Below are 20,317 nucleotides of genomic sequence, written 5' to 3'. Positions count from 1 at the left end.
TTGGCTGAGCTGTTATTATCCGCCGTATCTATTCAGTACGGATTGATCCATGTCCTCTCGCGAAATCCGCATCGCCACCCGCAAAAGTGCCCTCGCCCTGTGGCAGGCCGAATACGTCAAGGCTCGTCTGGAAGAGGCTCATCCGGGCCTGCTCGTGACGCTGGTGCCCATGGTCAGTCGCGGCGACAAGCTGCTCGATTCACCCCTGTCGAAAATCGGCGGCAAAGGCCTGTTCGTCAAGGAACTGGAAACCGCGCTGCTGGAAAACGAAGCCGACATCGCCGTGCATTCCATGAAAGACGTGCCGATGGACTTCCCCGAAGGCCTCGGTCTGTTCTGCATCTGCGAGCGCGAAGACCCGCGCGATGCATTTGTCTCCAATACCTACGCCAGCCTGGATGAGTTGCCGCCAGGCAGTGTCGTCGGCACCTCCAGCCTGCGTCGTCAGGCTCAGTTGCTGACCCGCCGCCCGGACCTGGAAATCCGCTTCCTGCGCGGCAACGTCAACACTCGCCTGGCCAAGCTCGATGCCGGCGAATACGACGCCATCATCCTTGCTGCGGCGGGTTTGATTCGCCTGGGCTTCGAAGACCGCATCACGTCGGCCATCAGTGTCGAAGACAGTCTGCCAGCTGGTGGCCAGGGCGCGGTCGGTATCGAGTGCCGTAGCGTCGACACTGAAATTCATGCACTGCTAACGCCGCTGCATCACCAGGACACTGCCACGCGCGTTACCGCCGAACGTGCCCTCAACAAACATTTGAATGGCGGCTGCCAAGTGCCGATCGCCTGCTACGCCGTGCTTGAAGGCGAACAGATCTGGTTGCGTGGCCTGGTGGGCGATCCGAGCGGTGGCCTGCTGCTCAGCGCCGAAGCTCGTGCGCCACGTAGCGATGCCGAGGCTCTGGGTGTGCAAGTGGCCGAGGATCTGCTGAGTCAGGGTGCCGGCGCCATTCTGAAAGCAGTTTATGGCGAGGCAGGTCACGAGTGACTGGCTGGCGCCTGCTGCTGACGCGTCCTGCGGATGAGTCGGCGGCGCTTGCCCGTGTGCTGGCTGAAGCGGGGGTTTTCACTAGCAGCTTGCCGCTTTTGGACATCGAGCCGATTCCTGCCTCTGACACAATGCGCGAAGTGATTCAGAGCCTGGATAGCTATTGCGCGGTGATCGTAGTCAGCAAACCGGCCGCCAGAATCGCTGTCGACCTGCTCAACCAGTACTGGCCGCAACCACCGGTTCTGAGGTGGTTCAGCGTGGGGGCGGCGACGGCGCAGATCCTCGAGGCTAACGGGCTGGACGTGAGCTTTCCGGTCGATGGCGATGACAGTGAAGCCTTGCTCGAACTTTCACAGTTGCGCGAGGCTATCGCCCGACCCGATCCACGGGTGCTGATCATGCGCGGGGAGGGTGGGCGCGAGCTGCTGGCTGAGCGTTTGCGCGAGCTTGGTGCTAGTGTCGAGTATCTGGAGTTGTACCGACGCGGCTTGCCGCAGTACCCACCGGCGACGCTGCCTGACCGGATCGAAGCGGAACGCTTGAACGGGCTGGTGGTCAGCAGTGGACAGGGTTTTGAGCACCTGCACCGATTGGCTGGCGATACCTGGCCGAGCATGGTGCGGTTGCCGTTGTTTGTTCCAAGTCCCAGGGTCGCCGAGCTGGTACGTGCCGCTGGGGCCCGAACAGTTGTGGATTGTCGTGGCGCCAGTGCCACGGCCTTGCTGACGGCGTTACGGGAGCACCCCGTGCCCGTTTTCTAATGCAAAGGATGGATACGTGAGCAAAACAGCCTTGCCTAAAGATGACGTCCAGCCGGTGCTCGATGCAGCGGTTGAAGCACCGGTTGAAACCCGGCCACCTGCTGCCGAGCAACGCCGCGGCAATGGGCTGGCAATCGTCGCGCTGCTGTTGGGCGCTGCCGGTGTTGCCGTGGGCGGTTGGGGAGTCTGGCAGGTGCGTCACCTGCAAGCCAATAACCAGCAGCAATCGAGTCAAGTACAAGTGTTGAACGATCAGGCGCAGAGCCTGAAGCTCAACGAGCAACGCCTGACGGCTCGCCTCGAGCAAATGCCTGCCGCCGAGGAGCTCGACGCGCGCAGTCGTCTGGTCATTCAACTCCAAGGCGATCAGCAACGCCTGAATCAACGTCTGGAAACCGTCCTCGGCGCGAGTCGCAAGGACTGGCGCCTGGCCGAAGCCGAGCACTTGCTGCGTCTGGCCAGCCTGCGCCTGTCGGCGTTGCAGGACATCAGCAGCGCCCAGGCCCTGGTGGTGGGCGCCGATGAGATTCTCCGTGAACAGAACGACCCGGGGGCTTTTGCCGCTCGCGAGCAAGTGGCCAAAACCCTGGTAGCTCTGCGTAGCACCGAACAACCGGATCGCACCGGGTTGTTCCTGCGGCTGGGTGCCTTGCGCGATCAAGTGATCAGCCTCACCGAGCTGGCGCCCGAGTACAAAAACCGTGGCGAATCCCTGCTGGGCCTGACGGCCGATGGCGACGGTGCCAGTCGTTGGGCGCAATGGTGGGATCAGATCTCACGTTACATCCGCATCGACTTCAGCGCCGACAAGAATGTCCGTCCGTTGCTGGCTGGGCAGAGCCTGAGCCAGGTGCGTCTGGCCCTGAGCCTGGCGCTGGAGCAAGCGCAGTGGGCCGCGCTCAATGGCCAGGCCGCGGTTTACACCCAGGCGCTGGCCGAAGCGCGGGACGTGCTCAAGGGCAATTTCAACCCGGACAACCCGCAGAGCAAAATCATGCTGGAGCAGGTGGGCGAATTGAGCAAGCAGCCGGTCACGGTGGTCACGCCAGACCTGACGGGCACATTGAGCGCGGTTCAGGCTTACCTTGAGCGACGCAATGTCAACGCTGAGGACTCCGTGAAACCTCTGGCCAAACCTGCCGCGAGCACCGCGCAGGAGGCCACGCCATGAAGCGCCTCTATGTGATCGTGTTTGTGGTCATCGCTGCTGCCGCGGCGCTGGGCCTGGCGATTGCCGAGCATTCCGGCTACGTGCTGATCGCCTACAAAAGCTTCCGTTTTGAATCGAGCCTGTGGGCAACCCTGGCCCTGGTGGCCGTGCTCTGGCTGGTGTTCTGGGGCATCAAAGCGTTGATCGAACTGGTGACGACTTCCGGTGGGGTGGTCAATCCATGGTCGCGGCGCAATCGCAGTCGGCGGGTGCAAGTGGCAATCGAGCACGGTCAGCTGGATCTGGCCGAGGGCCGCTGGGCCAGTGCACAGCGTCATCTGTATCGCGCAGCGGAAGCCGAGCGTCAGCCGCTGCTCTATTACCTGGGGGCTGCCCGCGCCGCGAACGAACAAGGCCATTATGAGGAAAGCGACAACCTGCTGGAGCGCGCCCTGGAGCGCCAGCCTCAGGCCGAGCTGGCAATTGCCTTGAGCCATGCCCAATTGCAGACCGACCGCGGCGACACTGAAGGCGCGCTGGTAACCCTGCAAGCCATGCACGAACGTCATCCTCATAACGTCCAGACGCTACGCCAGTTGCAGCGCCTGCTTCAGCAGCGGGGCGACTGGTCGGCAGTGGTTCGCTTGTTGCCGGAGTTACGCAAAGACAAAGTACTGCCACCGGCCGAGCTGGCTGAACTGGAACGCCGCGCCTGGGGTGAGAATCTTTCGCTGGCGGCACACCAGGAAGAAGGCGCAACAGTCGGTTTGCAATCGGTCAATCGCGCCTGGCAGCAGCTCACCGCCGCTCAGCGCCAGGAACCGCAACTGGTGTTGGCCTATGCCGAGCAACTGCGGCAACTGGGGGCACAGGTCGAGGCCGAAGAGGTCCTGCGTACAGCCCTCAAGCGCAAATACGACAGTCATCTGGCCCGCCTGTACGGACTGGTTCGCGGCAGCGATCCGGCCAGGCAGCTGCACACCGCCGAGGGTTGGCTCAAGGATCATCCGGCCGATCCGAGCCTGTTGCTGACGTTGGGCCGTTTGTGTCTGCAAAGCAGTTTGTGGGGCAAGGCCAGGGATTATCTGGAGAGCAGTCTGCGCGTGCAGCGCAATCCTGAAGCCTGCGCCGAGCTGGCTCGGTTGCTGGCGCAACTGGGTGACGCCGAGCGTAGTAATCAGCTGTTTCAGGAGGGCTTGGGCCTGCTGGATGAGCGCTTGCTGGCGGCACCGCTGCCGGTGCCGGTTCACGCATGATTTGCGCCCCTGTAGCAGCTGGCGCAGCCTGCGTTCGGCTGCGCAGCAGTCGTCCAAGTTTAATGCGACTCGCCAGACCAAACCGTGGTATCTGTTTTACGACTGCTGCACAGCCGAACGCAGGCTGCGCCAGCTGCTACAAGGGGCGAGAATCGCTCTGAATCCACCACTGTTTTGGCGTTGTAATCCTTCGCCGGCAAAGTCCTACAGCGGACTACATCTTATCCTCTCGCTTCTGTCGGGAATTCCCTACACTTCTGGTGAAGTGTCCGGGCTGGCCTGCCTTGAAAGGCTGCTGCGCTTTCCTCTACCGTAACCGTCTGTCTCTACTGTTACGGAAAAGCCATGTCTTTGGCCTGCTCACGCTCCTTGTTTTTCATGGTTTTCATTGCAGGTGCCCTGGCCTTGGGCGTTTCCTATTACCTGGAATATGCGGTCGGCCTCAAGCCCTGCGGGTTGTGCCTGTTGCAGCGGGTTTGCCTGGCGCTGCTCACGGGTGTCTGCCTGGCGGCTTCGGTGCAGGGGCCTGGCCGCTTCGGATCGTTTCTGTATTGGCTGCTGGGCCTGCTCTGCAGTCTGGCGGGTACCGTCACGGCGTGGCGGCAGGTCGTGTTGCAGAGCGATCCAGTGCATCAGCTATCGGTGTGCTCGCCCAATCTGGCCGACCTGTTCGCCAGTACGCCCTTGATGTGTGTCGTGCAGCGAATGTTCAAAGGCACCGCCGACTGCGCGGAAATCTCCTGGACGCTGTTCGACCTGAGCATCCCGGAATGGAGTTTGCTGTTCTTCGTCGCGATGATGATTCTGGGCGGGTATCAGCTGCTGCGCCTTGTCTGGATCGCGTGTCAGCGACCGCTCAGCGGCGAGTCGTCGCACCGGGCACTGGCAGGCGATTAAACACTTGTATGAACTTTATCTCCTGGGTACCTTGAAGCCATAAGCGTGCGGGCATAATCTGGCCCGCACGTGTCATTGGATTTATGTTGCTCGAATGACGCTCTGCCTGGTCGATTCTTGATCTTCAAGTGTGCGACAGGTGTAGAGCAGCATGACCCACAAGGGAAGAGAGAATCACCATGCTCGAAAGTTGTCAGAATGCTCAGGAACGTTGGGGTGGAGTGCATCTGCTGATCGATCGCTGGTTGCAGGAGCGTCACGAACTGGTTCGGGCCTATGACGCTCTCGGCGCCAAGCCCGAAGCTTTGGGCGAGAACCGAAAACCGTTGCAGGAATTCTGCGGTGTGCTGGTCGACTACGTGTCTGCCGGGCATTTCGAGATCTACGAACAGCTGACCGGCGAAGCCAAGGCATTCGGTGATACTCGCGGTCTGGAGTTGGCCGAGACGATTTACCCGCGCATCGACGTCATCACCGAGAAGCTGCTGGCGTTCAACGATCTGTGTGATGCAGGGAAGTGTGTCGCGGAGAAATTCAAGGAGCTGGGTGGCTTGTTGCACGAACGCTTCGAACTGGAAGATTGCCTGATCGAAGTGCTGCACACCGCTCACAAGGAAGAGGATTCGGTCCAGGCCTGAACCCTTCCCGCAAGACCCTCTTCCAGCAAGAGACTAAGACGGTGCGCAAGGCGCGCCGTTTTTCGTTTCCGGCTTTCAGCTTGTAGCACCACGCAATTCGACTTCGAATACCAGCGGTGTGAATGGCGCGATCAAGTCGCCGGCACCGTCGGCACCATAGGCCTCGGCCGATGGAATCACCAAGCGCCATTTCGCGCCGACCGGCATGTTTTTCAACGCGCTGCGCCAACCCGCGATCACACTATCAAGATTGAACCACTGCGGTTGGCTGTTCTGGTCGAACACTGTGCCGTCAGGCAGGCGTCCGATATACAGCACCTGGACCTTGCCGTTCGGACCGGCCTTGGCGCCGGTTCCTGGCACCAGCTCCGTCAGCAATATTCCATCCGCCAATTCGCGAACGCCCGGCCTGGCTTTTTCTTCGGTGAGAAAACGCCGCTCTTTTTCAAGGGCAACTTCGCTTTGCGCGATGGCGGGCTGCTCGGCGACCCGGGCTTCATGCTCGGCAAGAATCTGTTCGATCCGCTCATCTTTCAGTGCCAGTGGCTTGCCTTGATAGGCTTGCTGCAAACCTTCAAGCAGTGCCTGAAGTTGCAGGTCCGGAACCTCCTGGCGCAAGCGTTCGCCAAGGCTTGCACCCAAGCTGTAAGCGAGATCGTGATCGTCATTTGCGGTGGTTTTTTCGGCGGCCTGGGCCACGGAAAAAAACACGCACAGCGATAAAAAAAGGTAGCGCGACATGGGCACTCTCCGACCTGGAATGCGCAGGATTATGCCAGTGTGAATGGGCTCAGAGGTGAACTGGTTTTACGTAAGCGCAGAACATTTTTGCTCAGTTGAAACGGAGTGCTTTCGATACTGTCAACATGCCCTAGCGGCGGTAGCAGCAGAGGTCTAGTATGAGCCGCACTCACGTCAGCCAGGAGGTAAACCATGTCGGCCACCAAGAAGCCTGTAAATACTCCGTTGCACTTACTCCAACAACTCTCGGGCAGCCTGCTCGAGCACTTGGAAAACGCTTGTTCCCAAGCCTTGGCTGATGCTGAAAAACTGCTCGCCAAATTGGAAAAGCAGCGCGGAAAAGCGCAGGAAAAACTGCACAAATCCCGGACCAAATTGCAGGACGCTGCGGCGGCCGGCAAAGCCAAGGCGCAAGCCAAGGCCAAAGGGGCGGTGAAAGAACTTGAGGACTTGCTCGACGCCCTCAAGGATCGCCAGTCCGAAACGCGCAGCTACATCCTGCAACTCAAACGCGACGCTCAAGAAAGCCTGAAACTGGCCCAGGGTGTCGGTCGTGTCCAAGAGGCTGTCGGCAAGGTGTTATCCCTGCGTTCGGCCAAGCCTGCTGCGGCACCTGCGAAGAAAGCCGCTGCCAAACCGGTTGCTGCAAAAGCATCGGCCAAGCCTGCTGCCAAAGCTCCGGTGAAAACCGCAGCCAAGCCAGCCGCAAAACCGGCGGCGAAAAAACCAGTCGCTGCCAGTGCTGCGAAACCAGCAGCTAAAACGACGACTGCCAAACCTGCCGCCAAGCCAGCTGCTGCCAAAACAGCCGCCGCTAAACCAGCTGCAAAAACCACGGCTGCCAAACCCGCCGCGGCAAAAACTGCAGCGGCAAAACCAGCGGCTAAAACTGCTGCCAAGCCAGCTGCTAAAACTGCCGCCGCGAAACCGGCTGCCAAGCCAGCCGCCAAACCTGTTGCGGCTAAAACCGCCGCAGCCAAGCCAGCTGCAAAACCCGCTGTAAAAGCTGCGGCCAAACCCGCCGCTAAACCGGCTGCCAAAACTGCTGCTGCGAAACCTGCTGCCGCTGCCAAGCCAGCGGCTGCAAAACCAGCAGCCAAATCCGCGGCCAAGCCAGCAGCAAAACCGGCCGTGAAAAAGCCAGTCGCCACTGCCAAACCGGCTGCTGCGCCAGCGATCAAGCCAGCAACTCCGGCCCGGGCTTCTTCGGCTTCGCCCGCGCCTGTAGCAACCACCTCGACCACCACGTCTGCGCCAACGCCAGCCGCACCGTCGAGCACCAGCACCAGCACCACCCCAACCAGCGCTTCCTAAGTGCCGGTTGCCGCGACGCGCAGCTGATGCAGCGCGTCGCGGTCCAGGTTGGCGGCGTCTGCCGCCACACCTTCGAGCCAGGCCGTTCGTTCGGTCTCCTCATACTGCGGCCAACTCTGTGCCAATCGTTCCAGCCGTGACAACAGATGTCGTTCGGCTTCCATCTCCAGTGACTTTACTTGTTCGCGCAAATCATTCAGCCCGGCATCCTCGCTAGCGGCGGCTTTCCATTGCAGGCGCAAGGCGCGCAACGGTTGCACGACATCCTCGTCCCAAGGCCCGGCTACATCGCGAAGCAGCTGCAAGCGTTGTTTGTTGCAGGTAACTCCACGTTCTTCCAGCCACAACCCGCACAGCAGCAGGCACACATTCACGCCTGCCGACTGCAATTGCAGGCACGCACGTTCTACCCCGTGACGGGAGTAAGTGATAACGGAAAAGCTCCACAGGTCAGAGGACATAGTGCTACTCGCGCCAGTTGCGAGCGAAGCTGGTAGACTCCGCCGCCATTATGATTCGACTTCAGAACCTGACTTTACAGCGTGGCCCGCAACGTCTGCTAGAAGACGCCGAGCTGACCCTGCACGCCGGCCACAAAGCCGGCCTCATCGGTGCCAATGGCGCCGGCAAATCGAGCCTGTTCGCCTTGCTTCGGGGCGAATTGCACCCGGACTCGGGTGACTGCTTCCTGCCGGCCGACTGGCGCATCGCCCACATGCGCCAGGAGGTCGACACGCTCGAACGCCTGGCGGTCGACTACGTGCTCGATGGCGACCTGCGCCTGCGCCAGGTGCAACGCGACCTTGCGGCAGCCGAAGCGGCCCATGACGGTGCCGCTCAGGCCCGCTACCACTCCGAGTTGGATAGTGCCGACGGCTACACCGCCGATGCACGGGCTCGAAAGCTGCTGGCCGGTCTTGGGTTCACCAATGAGCAGATGGATCGCCAGGTCGGAGATTTCTCCGGTGGCTGGCGGATGCGTCTGAACCTGGCGCAGGCTTTGATGTGTCCTTCGGACCTGTTGCTGCTCGACGAACCGACCAACCACTTGGACCTCGACGCCATCATCTGGCTCGAAGAGTGGCTCAAAAGCTATCCCGGCACCTTGATGCTGATTTCCCACGACCGGGACTTCCTCGATGCCGTGGTCGATCATGTTGCCCACGTCGATCAACGCAAGATCACCCTGTATCGCGGTGGTTATACAGCGTTTGAACGGGCCCGTGCCGAACGTCTGGCCCAGCAACAACAGGCCTACGAGAAGCAGCAGGCGCAACGTGCGCACATGGAAAGCTACATCGCTCGCTTCAAGGCCCAGGCCACCAAGGCCCGTCAGGCCCAGAGCCGGATCAAGGCGCTGGAGCGGATGGAAGAGCTGTCCGCCGCCCACGTCGATTCGCCGTTCGACTTCGTCTTCCGAGAGTCGACGAAAATTTCCAGTCCGTTGATCGACCTGTCGGATGCTCGCCTGGGTTACGGCGACAAAACCGTGCTGGAGAAGGTCAAGCTGCAACTGACCCCCGGCGCGCGGATCGGTTTGCTCGGCCCCAACGGCGCGGGTAAATCGACCCTGATCAAAAACCTCTCCGGTGAGCTCGAGCCGTTGACTGGCCGGCTGACCCGTGGCGAGAACACCGTGGTCGGCTATTTCGCCCAGCACCAGCTGGACTCCCTCGATTCCAAGGCCAGCCCGTTGCTGCACTTGCAGCGCTTGGCGCCGACCGAGCGTGAGCAGACCTTGCGCGATTTTCTCGGCGGTTTCGACTTCCGGGGTGCGCGCATCGATGAGCCGGTGCTGAATTTTTCCGGTGGCGAAAAAGCGCGACTGGCCTTGGCACTGATCGCCTGGGGCCGGCCGAACCTGCTGCTGCTCGATGAACCGACCAACCACCTGGACCTGGAAATGCGTCTGGCGCTGACCATGGCTCTTCAGGAGTTCACTGGCGCGGTACTGGTGGTCTCCCACGATCGCCATTTGCTCAAAAGCACCACCGACAATTTCTATCTGGTGGCTGACGGCAAGGTCGAGGAGTTCGACGGCGACCTGGAAGACTACACCCGTTGGCTGGTGGAGTACCGCCAGCGCAACGCGCCGGTCAACAACACTCCAGTCAATCCGGACAAGACCGACAAGAAGGCCCAGCGCCAGGCCGCTGCCGCGTTGCGTCAGCAACTGGCACCGCATAAGCGCGAGGCCGACAAGCTTGAAGTCGAGCTGGGCAAGCTGCACGAGAAACTGGCGAAGATCGACACCAGCCTTGGCGACAGCGATATTTACGAACCGGCGCGCAAGAACGAATTACGTGATCTGCTGGCCGAACAGGCCAGGTTGAAAGTGCGTGAAGCCGAGCTGGAAGAGGCCTGGATGGAAGCGCTCGAACTGCTCGAAAGCATGCAGGCGGAGCTGGAGGCGTTGTCCTGATGGAAGCCTTCAAGCTGCCGTTGCCGACGATGTGGGCCGAGCCGCTCTGGCTGGTCGTGCAAATTCTGTTGATTCTGCTGGCCGGCTATATCGCCCAGCGCGTCGTTGCTAAATGCCTGACCCGGTTGGGCGAGCGCTACTCGTTTCCGCCGCAGTTTTTTATGCCGCTGCGCGGCGGTTTGCGCTGGCTGATCATGGGCAGTGCGCTGATCTTCGTGCTGGAACGCCTTGGCGTGTCGGCCACGGTGCTCTGGACGGCGTTGTCCGGTTTCGTGGCGGTGGCCGCCGTGGCGTTTTTCGCCATGTGGAGTGTGCTCTCCAATTTGCTTTGCGCGATCCTGATCTTCACCGTCGGCCCATTTCGCATCGGCGATGTGGTCGAGTTGGTGGATACCACCGACAAGCCCGGCGTCAAAGGCCGGGTGGTGGCGATCAATCTGCTCTACACCACGCTGATCGAAGCCGAAGAACTCGGTACCGGCAGCGCCATGGTGCAAGTGCCCAACAGCCTGTTCTTCCAGCGTTCGGTTCGACGCTGGCGTGGTAGCGATATATTCCCGTCCAGCGGGTTTGAAAAATAGGCTCTGAATTCCTGCATCGATGTCGCCTGATACACCGCTTTCGCGAGCAAACCTGCTCCCACATGGGATCTTCAGTGGACACAAAATGTGTGATTCACATCAATCCAGTGTGAGAGCGGGCTTGCTCGCGAAGGGGGGCTCAAGCCGTAAACGCTGGTCGGCAGTCGCTCTTTCCTGCAAAAAATCGGTAGTCATTGGCCCAAAGGCGCATTAGCTTAGACGTTTGTCACGAGTCTGAGTCGAGGTGTGCGATGGTGCTTCAAACATGGCTGGCGTTTTTTGCCGCCTGCTGGGTGATCAGTCTTTCCCCTGGCGCCGGTGCCATTGCGTCGATGTCCAGCGGCTTGCGCTACGGTTTCTGGCGCGGTTACTGGAATGCCCTGGGTCTGCAACTGGGCCTGGTGTTGCAGATTGTAATTGTCGCCGCCGGTGTGGGTGCGATCCTCGCAGCATCCTCCACGGCTTTCTATGCAATCAAATGGTTCGGCGTGGCTTACCTGGTTTACCTCGCGATCAAGCAATGGCGCGCGCTGCCCAATCACATGAGCGACGACGCTGCCATCCGGCAGATCGGCAAGCCGATGGCGCTGGTGTTCCGTGGTTTTCTGGTGAACGTCAGCAATCCCAAGGCCCTGGTGTTCATGCTCGCGGTGTTGCCGCAATTCATCGACCCCCATGCGCCGCTGGTGGCCCAGTACCTGATTCTTGGCGTGACCATGATCGGCGTCGACCTGATCGTCATGGCCGGCTACACCGGGCTGGCGGCCAAGGTCCTGCGTTTGTTGCGCACACCCAAGCAGCAAAAACGCATGAACCGTACTTTTGCCGGGTTGTTCATTGGCGCGGCGGCGTTCATGGCGACCCTGCGCAAAGCAGCGGTGTAAACCGTCAGGCACAAAAAAGGCGACCTATCGAGGTCGCCTTTTTCATCTGTAGCGAGCGAGCTTTTGTGGCGAGGGAGTGGTCGCCGCGTCTTCGACGCTGCGCTGTCGCGCAGCAAACAAGTGTCCGACCTAAGATTGGGGAGCGCGCGGGGGCAGAGACCGTAGCCATCACTGGTGTGTGCGCACCCGAGAGGGAGAGTGGTCTGCACGGTATCGGCGTGGAGTCGTTGTAGGCACAGCAAGCTGTGACCACGTATGAGAGAGTGAATCCGTTCGCCACCGTGTTCCCCGCGCGCCTTTCAATCCTGCGAGGAATTGTCATGGCGCGCAAGAACCAGCAGAAACGATTTGAAGTAATTCATCCTCATTGTGCGGGGATCGATATCGGTAGCCGTGAGCACTGGGTCGGCATCAACCCCGGCCAAAGCGATACGCCGGTTCGCTGCTTTTCGACCTTTACTGAGGATTTGGTGAAGCTGGCAGAATGGCTGGAATCGCTGAAAATCAACGTCGTGGCGATGGAGGCCACCGGTGTTTACTGGATACCGCTCTTCGAGCTTCTCGACTCGAGAGGCTTCGAGGTGTATTTGGTCAATTCCCGGGCTACACGCCAGATAACCGGCCGTAAATCTGATGTCCTGGATTGCCAGTGGATTTGGCAGCTCATGACCCACGGCTTACTCAGAGGCGCTTTCCGGCCGGCTGATGATATTTGCTCGATGCGATCTTTGGTTCGCCAGCGTGCCATGAAGGTTCGCGATCAAGCCAAGACCATCAATCGCATGCAAAAAGCTCTGACCCAGATGAACATTCAACTAGCCACTGTCATCAGCAATATCGCCGGCCTGACAGGCATGAAAATTATCAAGGCCATCATCGGCGGCGAGCGCGATCCTCAAGTATTAGCCAATTTTCGAGACGGTCGTATCAAGGCTGATCACCAAACCATTGCCCGTAGTTTGCACGGTAACTGGCGGATCGAGCATCTGCATGCCCTGGCTCAGGAAGTGGCGGCCCATGATTTTCTGGAAGAGCAAATTACCGAGTGCGATCAGGCCATCGTTGAGGCTCTTGATCGACTTCCCGTATTGAACAATGCGCCCATGCAGCCCACCAAGGCACTGCGCAGCCCTCATCGTTCGGCAGATGAACAGGCCAGCCTGCATGAGGCGCTTGGGAAAATCATGGGCGTTGATTTGACCGCTATTCCCACCATTGGAGTTGAAACCGCTTTGGTTCTGGCGAGCGAAATAGGACCTGATTTGTCGCGCTTTCCGACTCCGCAGCAATTTTCTTCCTGGATGGGCCTGGCACCTCCCACCCGAATATCAGGGGGCAAGCCGTTACCCGGTCAGGTTGCGAAAGTGTTTAACCGAGCGGCGCAGGCTCTGAAGCAGGCCGCTTCCAGCGCCCGCAACGACAAAAGCTTCATTGGCGCCAGTCATCGCGCCCGACTGGCCCGCATGGATACCTCATGCGCGATCAAGGCCACGGCACATCAACTGGCTCGGTTGATCTATGCCATGCTGACCAAAGGACAGCCGTACGTGGAAAAAGGCATGGAAGAATATGAGGCTAAAAGTCGTGATCGCCAGGTCAGAGCCTTGCAACGCAAGGCTACTAAGCTGGGCATGAGGTTGGTCGACGTCGCTTAAAAAACATTAAAAACAAAGGGTTGGCTTTTGTTTGATGAAAGCTTGCTCCCGCTCGGCTGTGTAGCAGTCGTAAACCGACTGATGCAGTTTGCCTGACACTACCGGAGGAGTGGTTTTGGGGCCGCTGCGCGGCCCAACGGGAGCAAGCTCCCTCGCCACAGGCAAGCCCGCTCCCACAGGGTGGCCAGCCTTGGATCAGCGCAGAATCACCGGCGCCGTGTCCGCGGGCAGGTTATTGCGCAACGGGGCCTGCCCCGGCTGCTCATAGCCACCGCCACCGAGCTGTTGGCTCAATTGCGCAGCCACGTCTTCACCCAATGCCTTGGACACGTCACGCACCACCCGTGGGCGGTTCAGGGAAACCCGGATGTCCCGGCTATTCACCAGTTTGGTGTCCTGACCTTCGCCCATCGCCGTGAAGGCCGAGGTGATCTCAAACGTCTTGGTGTTGATCAGGCTGAAGTCCGCCACCAGCGTCAGCCCCAGCACCGCCGAATAACTGTCGGTGTTGGCCAGCTCATTCATGTCGCGGGTGAAGTCGATGTCTGAGACGGTGCCGAACAGCACGTAGTCGGCACCCTTGAAGCTACCGGCCTTGATCCGCTTGATCACGTCATACACGTCACCTTTGGACGATGCTGTGTAAGGCGTGCCCTGCACCAGCTGGAACATCCCGGTGCGAAGGATCTCGCCCTTGATGTCGCCGGTAAATTTGCGCAGTTCACCTTGCTCGATGTAGCTGCTGGTTGCTTCGTACTCTTCGTAACTGGACGAACCACTGGCGCTGTAATAGCTCTCGCTGTGGTTGCTCTGGGCCGAAATAGTGTGGACGTATTGCTCCACCCGTTCCTGATACGCCAGGTCAGCGACTGCGACTTTCGGGGCCGCTTGCACGCTGAACGCGCAAGCCAGGGCCATCATGCCAATCCATGCACGCATTGATTAACGCTCCGTGGTTTTGCGGATCTCTTTCTCGTCCATCCATTCGGCCAGACCGCTTTCAACATCGATCAATTGCAGGCTGAATTTGTAGAAGACGTCCTTGTAATCGCTGCTGCGCTTGACGATCGAGCTGATCGAACCTTCGATGCGATACTGGGCAGCGATCATGTTGCCAGTCTTGGCCACGGTGCTCTTCTTGTACAGGCCGCTCTGGTTTTGCAGCTTGAGCTGGTCGACCTGGCTCTGCATGGCGGTGTTATCGCTGGCAAAACGGGCGACGCCGGTCTTCATCAGCTGGGTCTTGATGCTGGTGGTGATTTCGCGGGTGTCGATGTACTCGCTGGTCTTGTTCTTCACGTCGTAGACCTGAACCACCGGACGACCTTGCAGGATGCCGGACTGAGCCAGGGAGCGGGTCATGGATTCGGCGATCATCTGCAGGTCGGTGGAGCCGAACTCGTTGGTCACGGTCTCGACGGCTTTGGTGTCACCGTAGCTGATGTTTTTGCTGCCAAGCGTTGGCGAAGTGTTGGCGCAACCGCTGGCCAGAAGGGCGACAACGGCGATGAACGAAAAGCGTGCAAACATGGGAATGCTCTCTAGAACTGAACGAATAGGGTGTCGGGCTTAAGGCGTTTTGATTTCGAGACGGAAATCCACGGCTTTGGCGGTTGGCGCAATGGCCTGAATGAAACTGCTCTGCTCGCCGTACATCATCTGGCTTTTCCAGGTTTCTTCTTCGGCAACCGGGAAGCCTTCAGGGCCGAGCCAGGCAAAACGGTAGTAGAAGGTCTTGTTGTTGTAGCTGGTGTTGCTCAGCTGCGCATTGACCGTCATGAAGCCGTTTTCCCGAGCCACGCGCATGGCGCCGACCACGATGTTCTTGAGTTTGCCCATGGCCACGACCTTGCTGGCTGCGCTGCCTGGTTCCGGCGGTGGCGGGGTGGCGCAGCCGGCCAACAAGGCCAGGGCAACGACAGCGATAAATTTGAAGTGCATGCAAAGACTCCGTTCTTAAGGTTGTTTGAGGCTGGCCACGGCGGTCGGGTTGGCGCTCGGGATTACGTGCGCTGCCAGGCCGCTGGCGAACACGTGATTGCCCACGGCGCGCAGGCTGATGACCTGATAGCGCTGATCAACGTTGACCTTGACCACCGAACCACCCACGGCGCTCGGCAGCGTGACGTGGTGTTCGCCTTTCTTCAAGCGCAGACGCACCACCTGAGTGTTGTCCGGCAGCGTACGCCACGTACGGGTATCGGCACCTTCGAGCACGGCTGAAGTGATGCCGACCGCAAGACCCGCCAGCGGGTTGGTTTCGTTGATCTGCTTTTGTGCCACGCCACGGGTGATCGCCCGCACGGTGGTGCGCAGGATGATGCCCGGCATGTCGTCACGCAGCGCGCGACGGGACATGGCCGTGGTGCTGTTGAGTTGGGTCAGGTTCAGCTGCTGCCCGTCCACGCCGATCTGGGCGAAGGTAGCGGTGGAGGTATCCGGTTTGATGATCGGGAACGACAGCGGCGTGATCACCACGTTGTTGCTGATCGGCAACGGCAGCGGAATGCGGATCGAGTCGCGGGACGGCGCCAGACCGCTTTGCACGACGATCAGGATGTCGCTGTCCTCATCCTTGGCGGGTTTGTCGAGATTCACCAGCGCCTGTTCCAGCAGCGGTGTGTTCGGACGCAACTCGGCGGCTTTGCGATAACCCGGCGCCGCCAGATCTTTCTCGCCCAGGGCTTCATAGACGAAACCGGCCAGATAATGGCTGAACGCACTCTGGTAGCTGTTTTTCAGGCTGACCACTTCTGGTGCGTCGAGGCTGGCCACCGGATAACCCTGAAGATCCTTGTACTGGGTTTTGACGCCTTCTTTCTCGGCCTCCTCTTCGCTCTTGAGGTATTCCTTGTCGCGCAGGTCGGCGATCACCGCTTCACGCTCGTGAGTCTTCTTGATTGCGGTGCGGGCGCCGTCGAAGTCATTCACCGCCAACAGATTGAGGGCCATCTGCGTGGTCAGCATGACTTTTTCGTAGTCGTAGCCTTCGTAGCGACGAACCTTGTCGTTGACCAGGAAGCTGCCGAACTGGGCCAGGTATTTATCGGTGTCGAGCTTGACCGCGTCTTCCCACTTGCCCACCACCTGATCGGCGCTGGTCCAGGCGTTCTGGCTGCCGGACAAGTCGCCCTTGGCACGCAGCAATTCACCCTTCTCGAAGTAGTAGAGCAGGTCTTTGTCGGTGCCGGTGTTGTTCTTTTCCAGCAGGGTCAATGCGGCATCGACGTTGCCGGAAGCCAGTTGCTGGTTGGTTTGTGCAAGTTCCGAATCGTAGTTACGAAAGGCCGAGCAGCCGGAAAGCAAGGTGACAGCGCTGAGCGCGATCAAGGTGGGGGCGCGGAATACCATAGGGTGTACGTCTTCCCTGAATATAAGCAGCCGCGTGCTGGTCGGGCTGTTGGGACCCATCGGCAGGGCTGTTGGCCTCCTGCCAATTCCTCATAAAAAAAGGAGCTTAAATGCCATATCGCAATAACGTAGGCGCGGCATTATAAACAGGGACGGTGGCTATGTAATGGCTTTTTAGTTACATGTTTTCACAAATGTGCCATTGCTTATTTCTGGCCAGATATCGGCGCTGGCGAGGTTTGCACATTTCTTCCGACGACGAATGCCACGGTGTTTATTGTGCGCAGGTTGATGACTTGAAAGTCGCGGTCGATGCGCAGGGTAACCGGCGCGGTGCCGGGCGCGTTCGGCGCGTTGAACAGGTGTTCACCTTTTTTCAGCCGCAGACGCGCGACCAGGGTCTTGTCCGGCAGGGTGCGCCATGTTCGGGTGTCGGCCTCCTCGAATGGGTCTTCGCGGGTAACCACCAGCGATGCTTTGGCTGGGTTGCGTTCGTTTTCCTCGGCCTGGCCGATAGCCGCCATGTTGGCGCGGAACATGGCCCGCGAGATGATGGCGGGCATGTCATCACGCAAGGTGCGCAAGGCCATGTCGGTGACGCTGTTGAGTGCGGTCAGCGGCCGTTTGCGACCATCGACGATGATGTGGTCGAACGCTGGCGTGATGCTGTCCGGGATCATCACCGGGAAAGAAATCGGGGCAACGATCACCAGGTTTTCGTTGAGCCGTACCGGAATCGGCACGCGCACCGAACTGCGTGCCGGCGCCAGACCGCTTTGGACGATGATTAAAACATCACTTTCATCGGCTTTTGCCGGCGGCTTGTCGAGATTGCGCAGTGCCTGCTCGAGAAACGGCAGGTTCGGGCGCAATTCAATTGCCTGGCGATAGCCCGGCGCGGCGAGATCGCGTTCGCCGAGGGCTTCGTAGGTGAAGCCAGCCAGGTAATGACTGAAGGCACTCTGGTAGCCGTTCTTCAGTTCGACAACGGCTGGCGCATCGAGGGTGGTCACCGGGTAGCCCTGCAGATCCTTGTAGCGCACCGAAATACCCTGGGCCTTGGCCTGCTCCTCGAGCTCTTCATACTGCCGCTCGCGCTGACGGGCAATCAGCGCTTCGCGTTCGTGGGTTTTCTTGATGTCGGCACGGGCGCCGTCGAAGTCATTCGCAGCCAATTGGTTGAGGGCCATTTGCGTGGTCAACATGACTTTTTCGTAGTCGTAACCTTCGTAGCGACGCAGTTTGTCATTGACCAGCATGGTGCCCATTTCATTGCCAAATCGTGTGAGCAGTTTCATTGCGCCGGAGGGCACCGCTTCTTCGCGCTGGAACACTATCTGGTCGGCGCTGCGCCAAGCTTTCTGGCTCTGCGGCAGCGCACTGGCGACACTCAGGATGGCACCTTTCTCGAAGTAATAGAGCAGATCCTTGTCTTCCCAGGGATTGTGCGACTCCACCAGGTCCAGCGCACCCTGGAGGTTACCCATCAATAATTGGTCGTTGGTCTGTTGCATCTCCTGATCATAATTTCGGTACGCGGCACATCCACTCAGTTGCAGGGCGAGACTCAGCAGCAGCGAGAAAAAGAGGCAGGAGCGCATGGACGATGATTCTTCCCTGATCGGATACCGCGAGGAGATAGCAATTCGCCGCTGAATGTATACGCAGCTGCACAGGAAATACCAACAAAGCTTGAGTGAAACTCATTGGAAGTGAACAATGTGTTACTTCGTATTTCCATTTGAGATTTATTCATGACTGCCTCCTCTCGTTTTCTGGCGTGGCTTGTGCTGCCGATGATCGCGTTCTGCAGCTTCAGTGCGCTGGCCGAAACCGCTGAAGGTGCGCCCAAGGCCCTGCACTTGCTCGATTACATTGGCGCCGATTACCCGGCGACGGTCGAGGCGGGCAAAGTCATCGATGAGTCCGAATACCGCGAACAGCAGGAATTCCTGAAGGTGCTGCAAGGCTTGATTGCCGATTTGCCAGCCAGGTCCGAACGCGCAGAGCTGGAGCAAGGCGTCAGCAGCCTTCGCGCTGCGATCGCCGCTCGCAAGGACGGCGCGGATGTCGCCCGTCAGGCGCGGCAACTGGGGGCAAAACTGGCGGTGACCTACGAGGTGAGCCAAGCCCCGGTCATCACCCCGGACCCGACCCGCGGCGCGCCGCTGTATGCCCAGCAATGCTCGGTGTGCCATGGCGATGCGGGCGCCGGTGACGGCCCGGCGGGCGTCGGCATGACGCCACCGCCGGCCAATCTGCGTGATGCCGCGCGACTGGACCGTCTGAGTCTTTACGCGATCTACAACACGCTGGGCATGGGCGTCGAAGGCACCGACATGCCGGCCTTCGCCGATCAGCTCGATGATCGCCAGCGTTGGGACCTGGCAACCTACATCGCCAGCTTCAGCGCCGATCCGGCCGCGGCAGAATCCGAGAAAACCTACAACATCGCCGACCTGGCACGTCAGACACCAGCCGAAGTGCAGGCCGCCGAAGGTCTGCAAGCGGCCGCGACCTTCCGCGCGCAGCGAGCGCAACCGCCGCAGGTCAAGCGTGGCCCGGGGCAATTGCTTGATTACACGGCAGCCACGTTAGACAAGAGCATCGCAGCCTACCGCAACGGCGATCACGATCAGGCCTACGACCTGTCGGTGGCGGCGTACCTGGAAGGTTTCGAACTGGTCGAAAGCTCCCTGGACAACGTCGACGCCAACGTGCGCAAAGACACCGAGAAGTCCCTGATGGCTTATCGTCAGTCATTGCAGGACGGCTTGCCGGTGGCCCAGGCCGAGCTGCGCCTGGAGGCGGCCAAGGCCAAGTTGAAAGAATCCGCCGGCCTGCTGGGCAGTGATGGCTTGAGCTGGTCGCTGAGCTACATTTCCGGGCTGTTGATTCTGTTGCGAGAAGGTCTGGAAGCGATCCTGGTGCTCGCGGCGATCCTGGCGTTCTTGCGCAATACCGGCCAGCAATCGGCGGTGCGCAGCGTCAACATCGGTTGGGGCCTGGCGCTGCTGGCCGGGCTGGCGACCTGGGCGGTGGCGGCGTATGTGATCGACGTCAGCGGTGCCCAGCGTGAGCTGCTGGAAGGCGCCACTGCACTGTTTGCCAGCGTCATGGTGCTCTGGCTCGGCGTGTGGATGCACGACCGTCGCCACGCAGCGGCCTGGCAGGATTACATCAAGAGCAGCCTGGTGAGCGGTGGCGGACGTTTCGGGTTTGCGATCCTGGCGTTCTTTTCGGTCTATCGCGAACTGTTCGAAGTGATCCTGTTTTACGAAACCCTGTGGCTGCAGGCCGGGCCAGCAGGGCATAACGCCGTAATGGCGGGTGGGGCGACGGCGCTGGTTTTGCTGGTCGGTCTGGCCTGGGTGATTCTGCGTGGCTCGGCGAAACTGCCGCTGGCGTTGTTCTTCGGCATCAATGCCGGATTGCTGTGCGCGTTGTCGGTAGTGTTTGCCGGCCATGGCGTGAAGGCGTTGCAGGAAGCCGGGATCTTCGGCACGCGGCCGGTGCCATTCTTTGACTTCGACTGGCTGGGGATCCACGCTGATGCCTATTCGCTGAGTGCTCAGGCCGTGGCGATCATTGCGATCATCGTGCTGTACAGCCGCAGTCGGATGGCTGAGAAGCGGCGTCTGCCGGCTTCTTAAAAGCATTCGCTGCGCTCACA

General features: G+C 59.9%; 19 protein-coding genes. 12 read left to right on the top strand and 7 right to left on the bottom strand.

Annotation, left to right across the window (positions count from 1 at the left end):
• Positions 1-49 precede the first annotated feature (49 nt).
• The 6 genes from hemC (at position 50) to ACA044_RS29665 (ending at position 5,696) form a co-directional block, all read left to right on the top strand.
• On the top strand, positions 50-991 hold the full coding sequence (gene hemC, locus ACA044_RS29690; protein ID WP_497444417.1) for a hydroxymethylbilane synthase: 942 nt from the start codon (positions 50-52) through the stop codon (positions 989-991).
• On the top strand, positions 988-1,755 hold the full coding sequence (locus ACA044_RS29685) for a uroporphyrinogen-III synthase (protein ID WP_497444416.1): 768 nt from the start codon (positions 988-990) through the stop codon (positions 1,753-1,755). The genes hemC and ACA044_RS29685 overlap by 4 nt, the downstream gene beginning before the upstream one ends.
• A 16-nt stretch (positions 1,756-1,771) precedes the next feature.
• Positions 1,772-2,926, top strand: coding sequence for a uroporphyrinogen-III C-methyltransferase (locus ACA044_RS29680; protein WP_497444415.1), 1,155 nt, complete (start codon positions 1,772-1,774; stop codon positions 2,924-2,926).
• On the top strand, positions 2,923-4,161 hold the full coding sequence (locus tag ACA044_RS29675) for a heme biosynthesis protein HemY (RefSeq protein ID WP_497444414.1): 1,239 nt from the start codon (positions 2,923-2,925) through the stop codon (positions 4,159-4,161). Before ACA044_RS29680 ends, ACA044_RS29675 begins: the two co-directional genes overlap by 4 nt.
• A 345-nt stretch (positions 4,162-4,506) precedes the next feature.
• Entirely contained in the window at positions 4,507-5,058 is a 552-nt protein-coding gene (locus ACA044_RS29670; RefSeq protein ID WP_497444413.1) for a disulfide bond formation protein B, read from the top strand.
• A 179-nt stretch (positions 5,059-5,237) separates the two neighbouring features.
• Positions 5,238-5,696: an Rsd/AlgQ family anti-sigma factor gene (locus ACA044_RS29665; protein WP_007899333.1), complete on the top strand. Its 459-nt coding sequence runs from the start codon at positions 5,238-5,240 to the stop codon at positions 5,694-5,696.
• A 75-nt stretch (positions 5,697-5,771) separates the two neighbouring features.
• Here ACA044_RS29665 and ACA044_RS29660 read toward each other — a convergent pair whose 3' ends face one another.
• A complete protein-coding gene (locus ACA044_RS29660; RefSeq protein ID WP_497444412.1) occupies positions 5,772-6,437 on the bottom strand; it encodes an FKBP-type peptidyl-prolyl cis-trans isomerase in 666 nt (221 codons plus the stop codon).
• Between the two features lie 192 nt (positions 6,438-6,629).
• Here ACA044_RS29660 and ACA044_RS29655 point away from each other — a divergent pair, with 192 nt between their 5' ends.
• Positions 6,630-7,751 (top strand): AlgP family protein, encoded by a 1,122-nt coding sequence (locus tag ACA044_RS29655; RefSeq protein ID WP_497444411.1) that lies wholly within the window; start codon positions 6,630-6,632, stop codon positions 7,749-7,751.
• On the opposite strand, the gene ACA044_RS29650 is transcribed toward ACA044_RS29655, so the two are convergent.
• Positions 7,748-8,212, bottom strand: a complete 465-nt coding sequence (locus ACA044_RS29650) for a TIGR02444 family protein (RefSeq protein ID WP_497444410.1) — start codon at positions 8,210-8,212, stop codon at positions 7,748-7,750. The two genes, ACA044_RS29655 and ACA044_RS29650, sit on opposite strands and share 4 nt — an antisense overlap.
• A 50-nt stretch (positions 8,213-8,262) precedes the next feature.
• Here ACA044_RS29650 and ACA044_RS29645 point away from each other — a divergent pair, with 50 nt between their 5' ends.
• From ACA044_RS29645 to ACA044_RS29630, 4 genes are all read left to right on the top strand, one after another.
• Positions 8,263-10,173, top strand: a complete 1,911-nt coding sequence (locus ACA044_RS29645; RefSeq protein ID WP_497444409.1) for an ATP-binding cassette domain-containing protein — start codon at positions 8,263-8,265, stop codon at positions 10,171-10,173.
• Positions 10,173-10,754 (top strand): mechanosensitive ion channel domain-containing protein, encoded by a 582-nt coding sequence (locus tag ACA044_RS29640; RefSeq protein WP_497444408.1) that lies wholly within the window; start codon positions 10,173-10,175, stop codon positions 10,752-10,754. The genes ACA044_RS29645 and ACA044_RS29640 overlap by 1 nt, the downstream gene beginning before the upstream one ends.
• A 251-nt stretch (positions 10,755-11,005) precedes the next feature.
• On the top strand, positions 11,006-11,638 hold the full coding sequence (locus tag ACA044_RS29635; RefSeq protein ID WP_497444407.1) for a LysE family transporter: 633 nt from the start codon (positions 11,006-11,008) through the stop codon (positions 11,636-11,638).
• A 320-nt stretch (positions 11,639-11,958) separates the two neighbouring features.
• Positions 11,959-13,293 (top strand): IS110 family RNA-guided transposase, encoded by a 1,335-nt coding sequence (locus ACA044_RS29630; RefSeq protein ID WP_497444406.1) that lies wholly within the window; start codon positions 11,959-11,961, stop codon positions 13,291-13,293.
• Positions 13,294-13,488: 195 nt separating this feature from the next.
• On the opposite strand, the gene ACA044_RS29625 is transcribed toward ACA044_RS29630, so the two are convergent.
• The 5 genes from ACA044_RS29625 to ACA044_RS29605 form a co-directional block, all read right to left on the bottom strand.
• Entirely contained in the window at positions 13,489-14,232 is a 744-nt protein-coding gene (locus ACA044_RS29625) for a penicillin-binding protein activator LpoB (protein WP_497444405.1), read from the bottom strand.
• Between the two features lie 3 nt (positions 14,233-14,235).
• Positions 14,236-14,823 (bottom strand): penicillin-binding protein activator LpoB, encoded by a 588-nt coding sequence (gene lpoB / locus ACA044_RS29620; protein ID WP_497444404.1) that lies wholly within the window; start codon positions 14,821-14,823, stop codon positions 14,236-14,238.
• Positions 14,824-14,862: 39 nt separating this feature from the next.
• Positions 14,863-15,234 carry a YcfL family putative periplasmic lipoprotein gene (locus ACA044_RS29615; RefSeq protein ID WP_497444403.1) on the bottom strand — a complete coding sequence of 124 codons (372 nt, stop codon included), beginning with the start codon at positions 15,232-15,234 and terminating at the stop codon, positions 14,863-14,865.
• A gap of 15 nt (positions 15,235-15,249) precedes the next feature.
• Entirely contained in the window at positions 15,250-16,644 is a 1,395-nt protein-coding gene (locus ACA044_RS29610; RefSeq protein WP_497444402.1) for a COG3014 family protein, read from the bottom strand.
• Between the two features lie 206 nt (positions 16,645-16,850).
• On the bottom strand, positions 16,851-18,245 hold the full coding sequence (locus ACA044_RS29605; protein ID WP_497444401.1) for a COG3014 family protein: 1,395 nt from the start codon (positions 18,243-18,245) through the stop codon (positions 16,851-16,853).
• 153 nt (positions 18,246-18,398) lie between these two features.
• Here ACA044_RS29605 and ACA044_RS29600 point away from each other — a divergent pair, with 153 nt between their 5' ends.
• Positions 18,399-20,297: an FTR1 family protein gene (locus ACA044_RS29600; protein WP_497444400.1), complete on the top strand. Its 1,899-nt coding sequence runs from the start codon at positions 18,399-18,401 to the stop codon at positions 20,295-20,297.
• Positions 20,298-20,317: the final 20 nt, after the last annotated feature.

Source organism: Pseudomonas sp. LBUM1673 (assembly GCF_059695645.1).
Note: the sequence above shows the minus strand (reverse complement) of the source record. Positions and strands in the feature narration are given on the sequence as shown.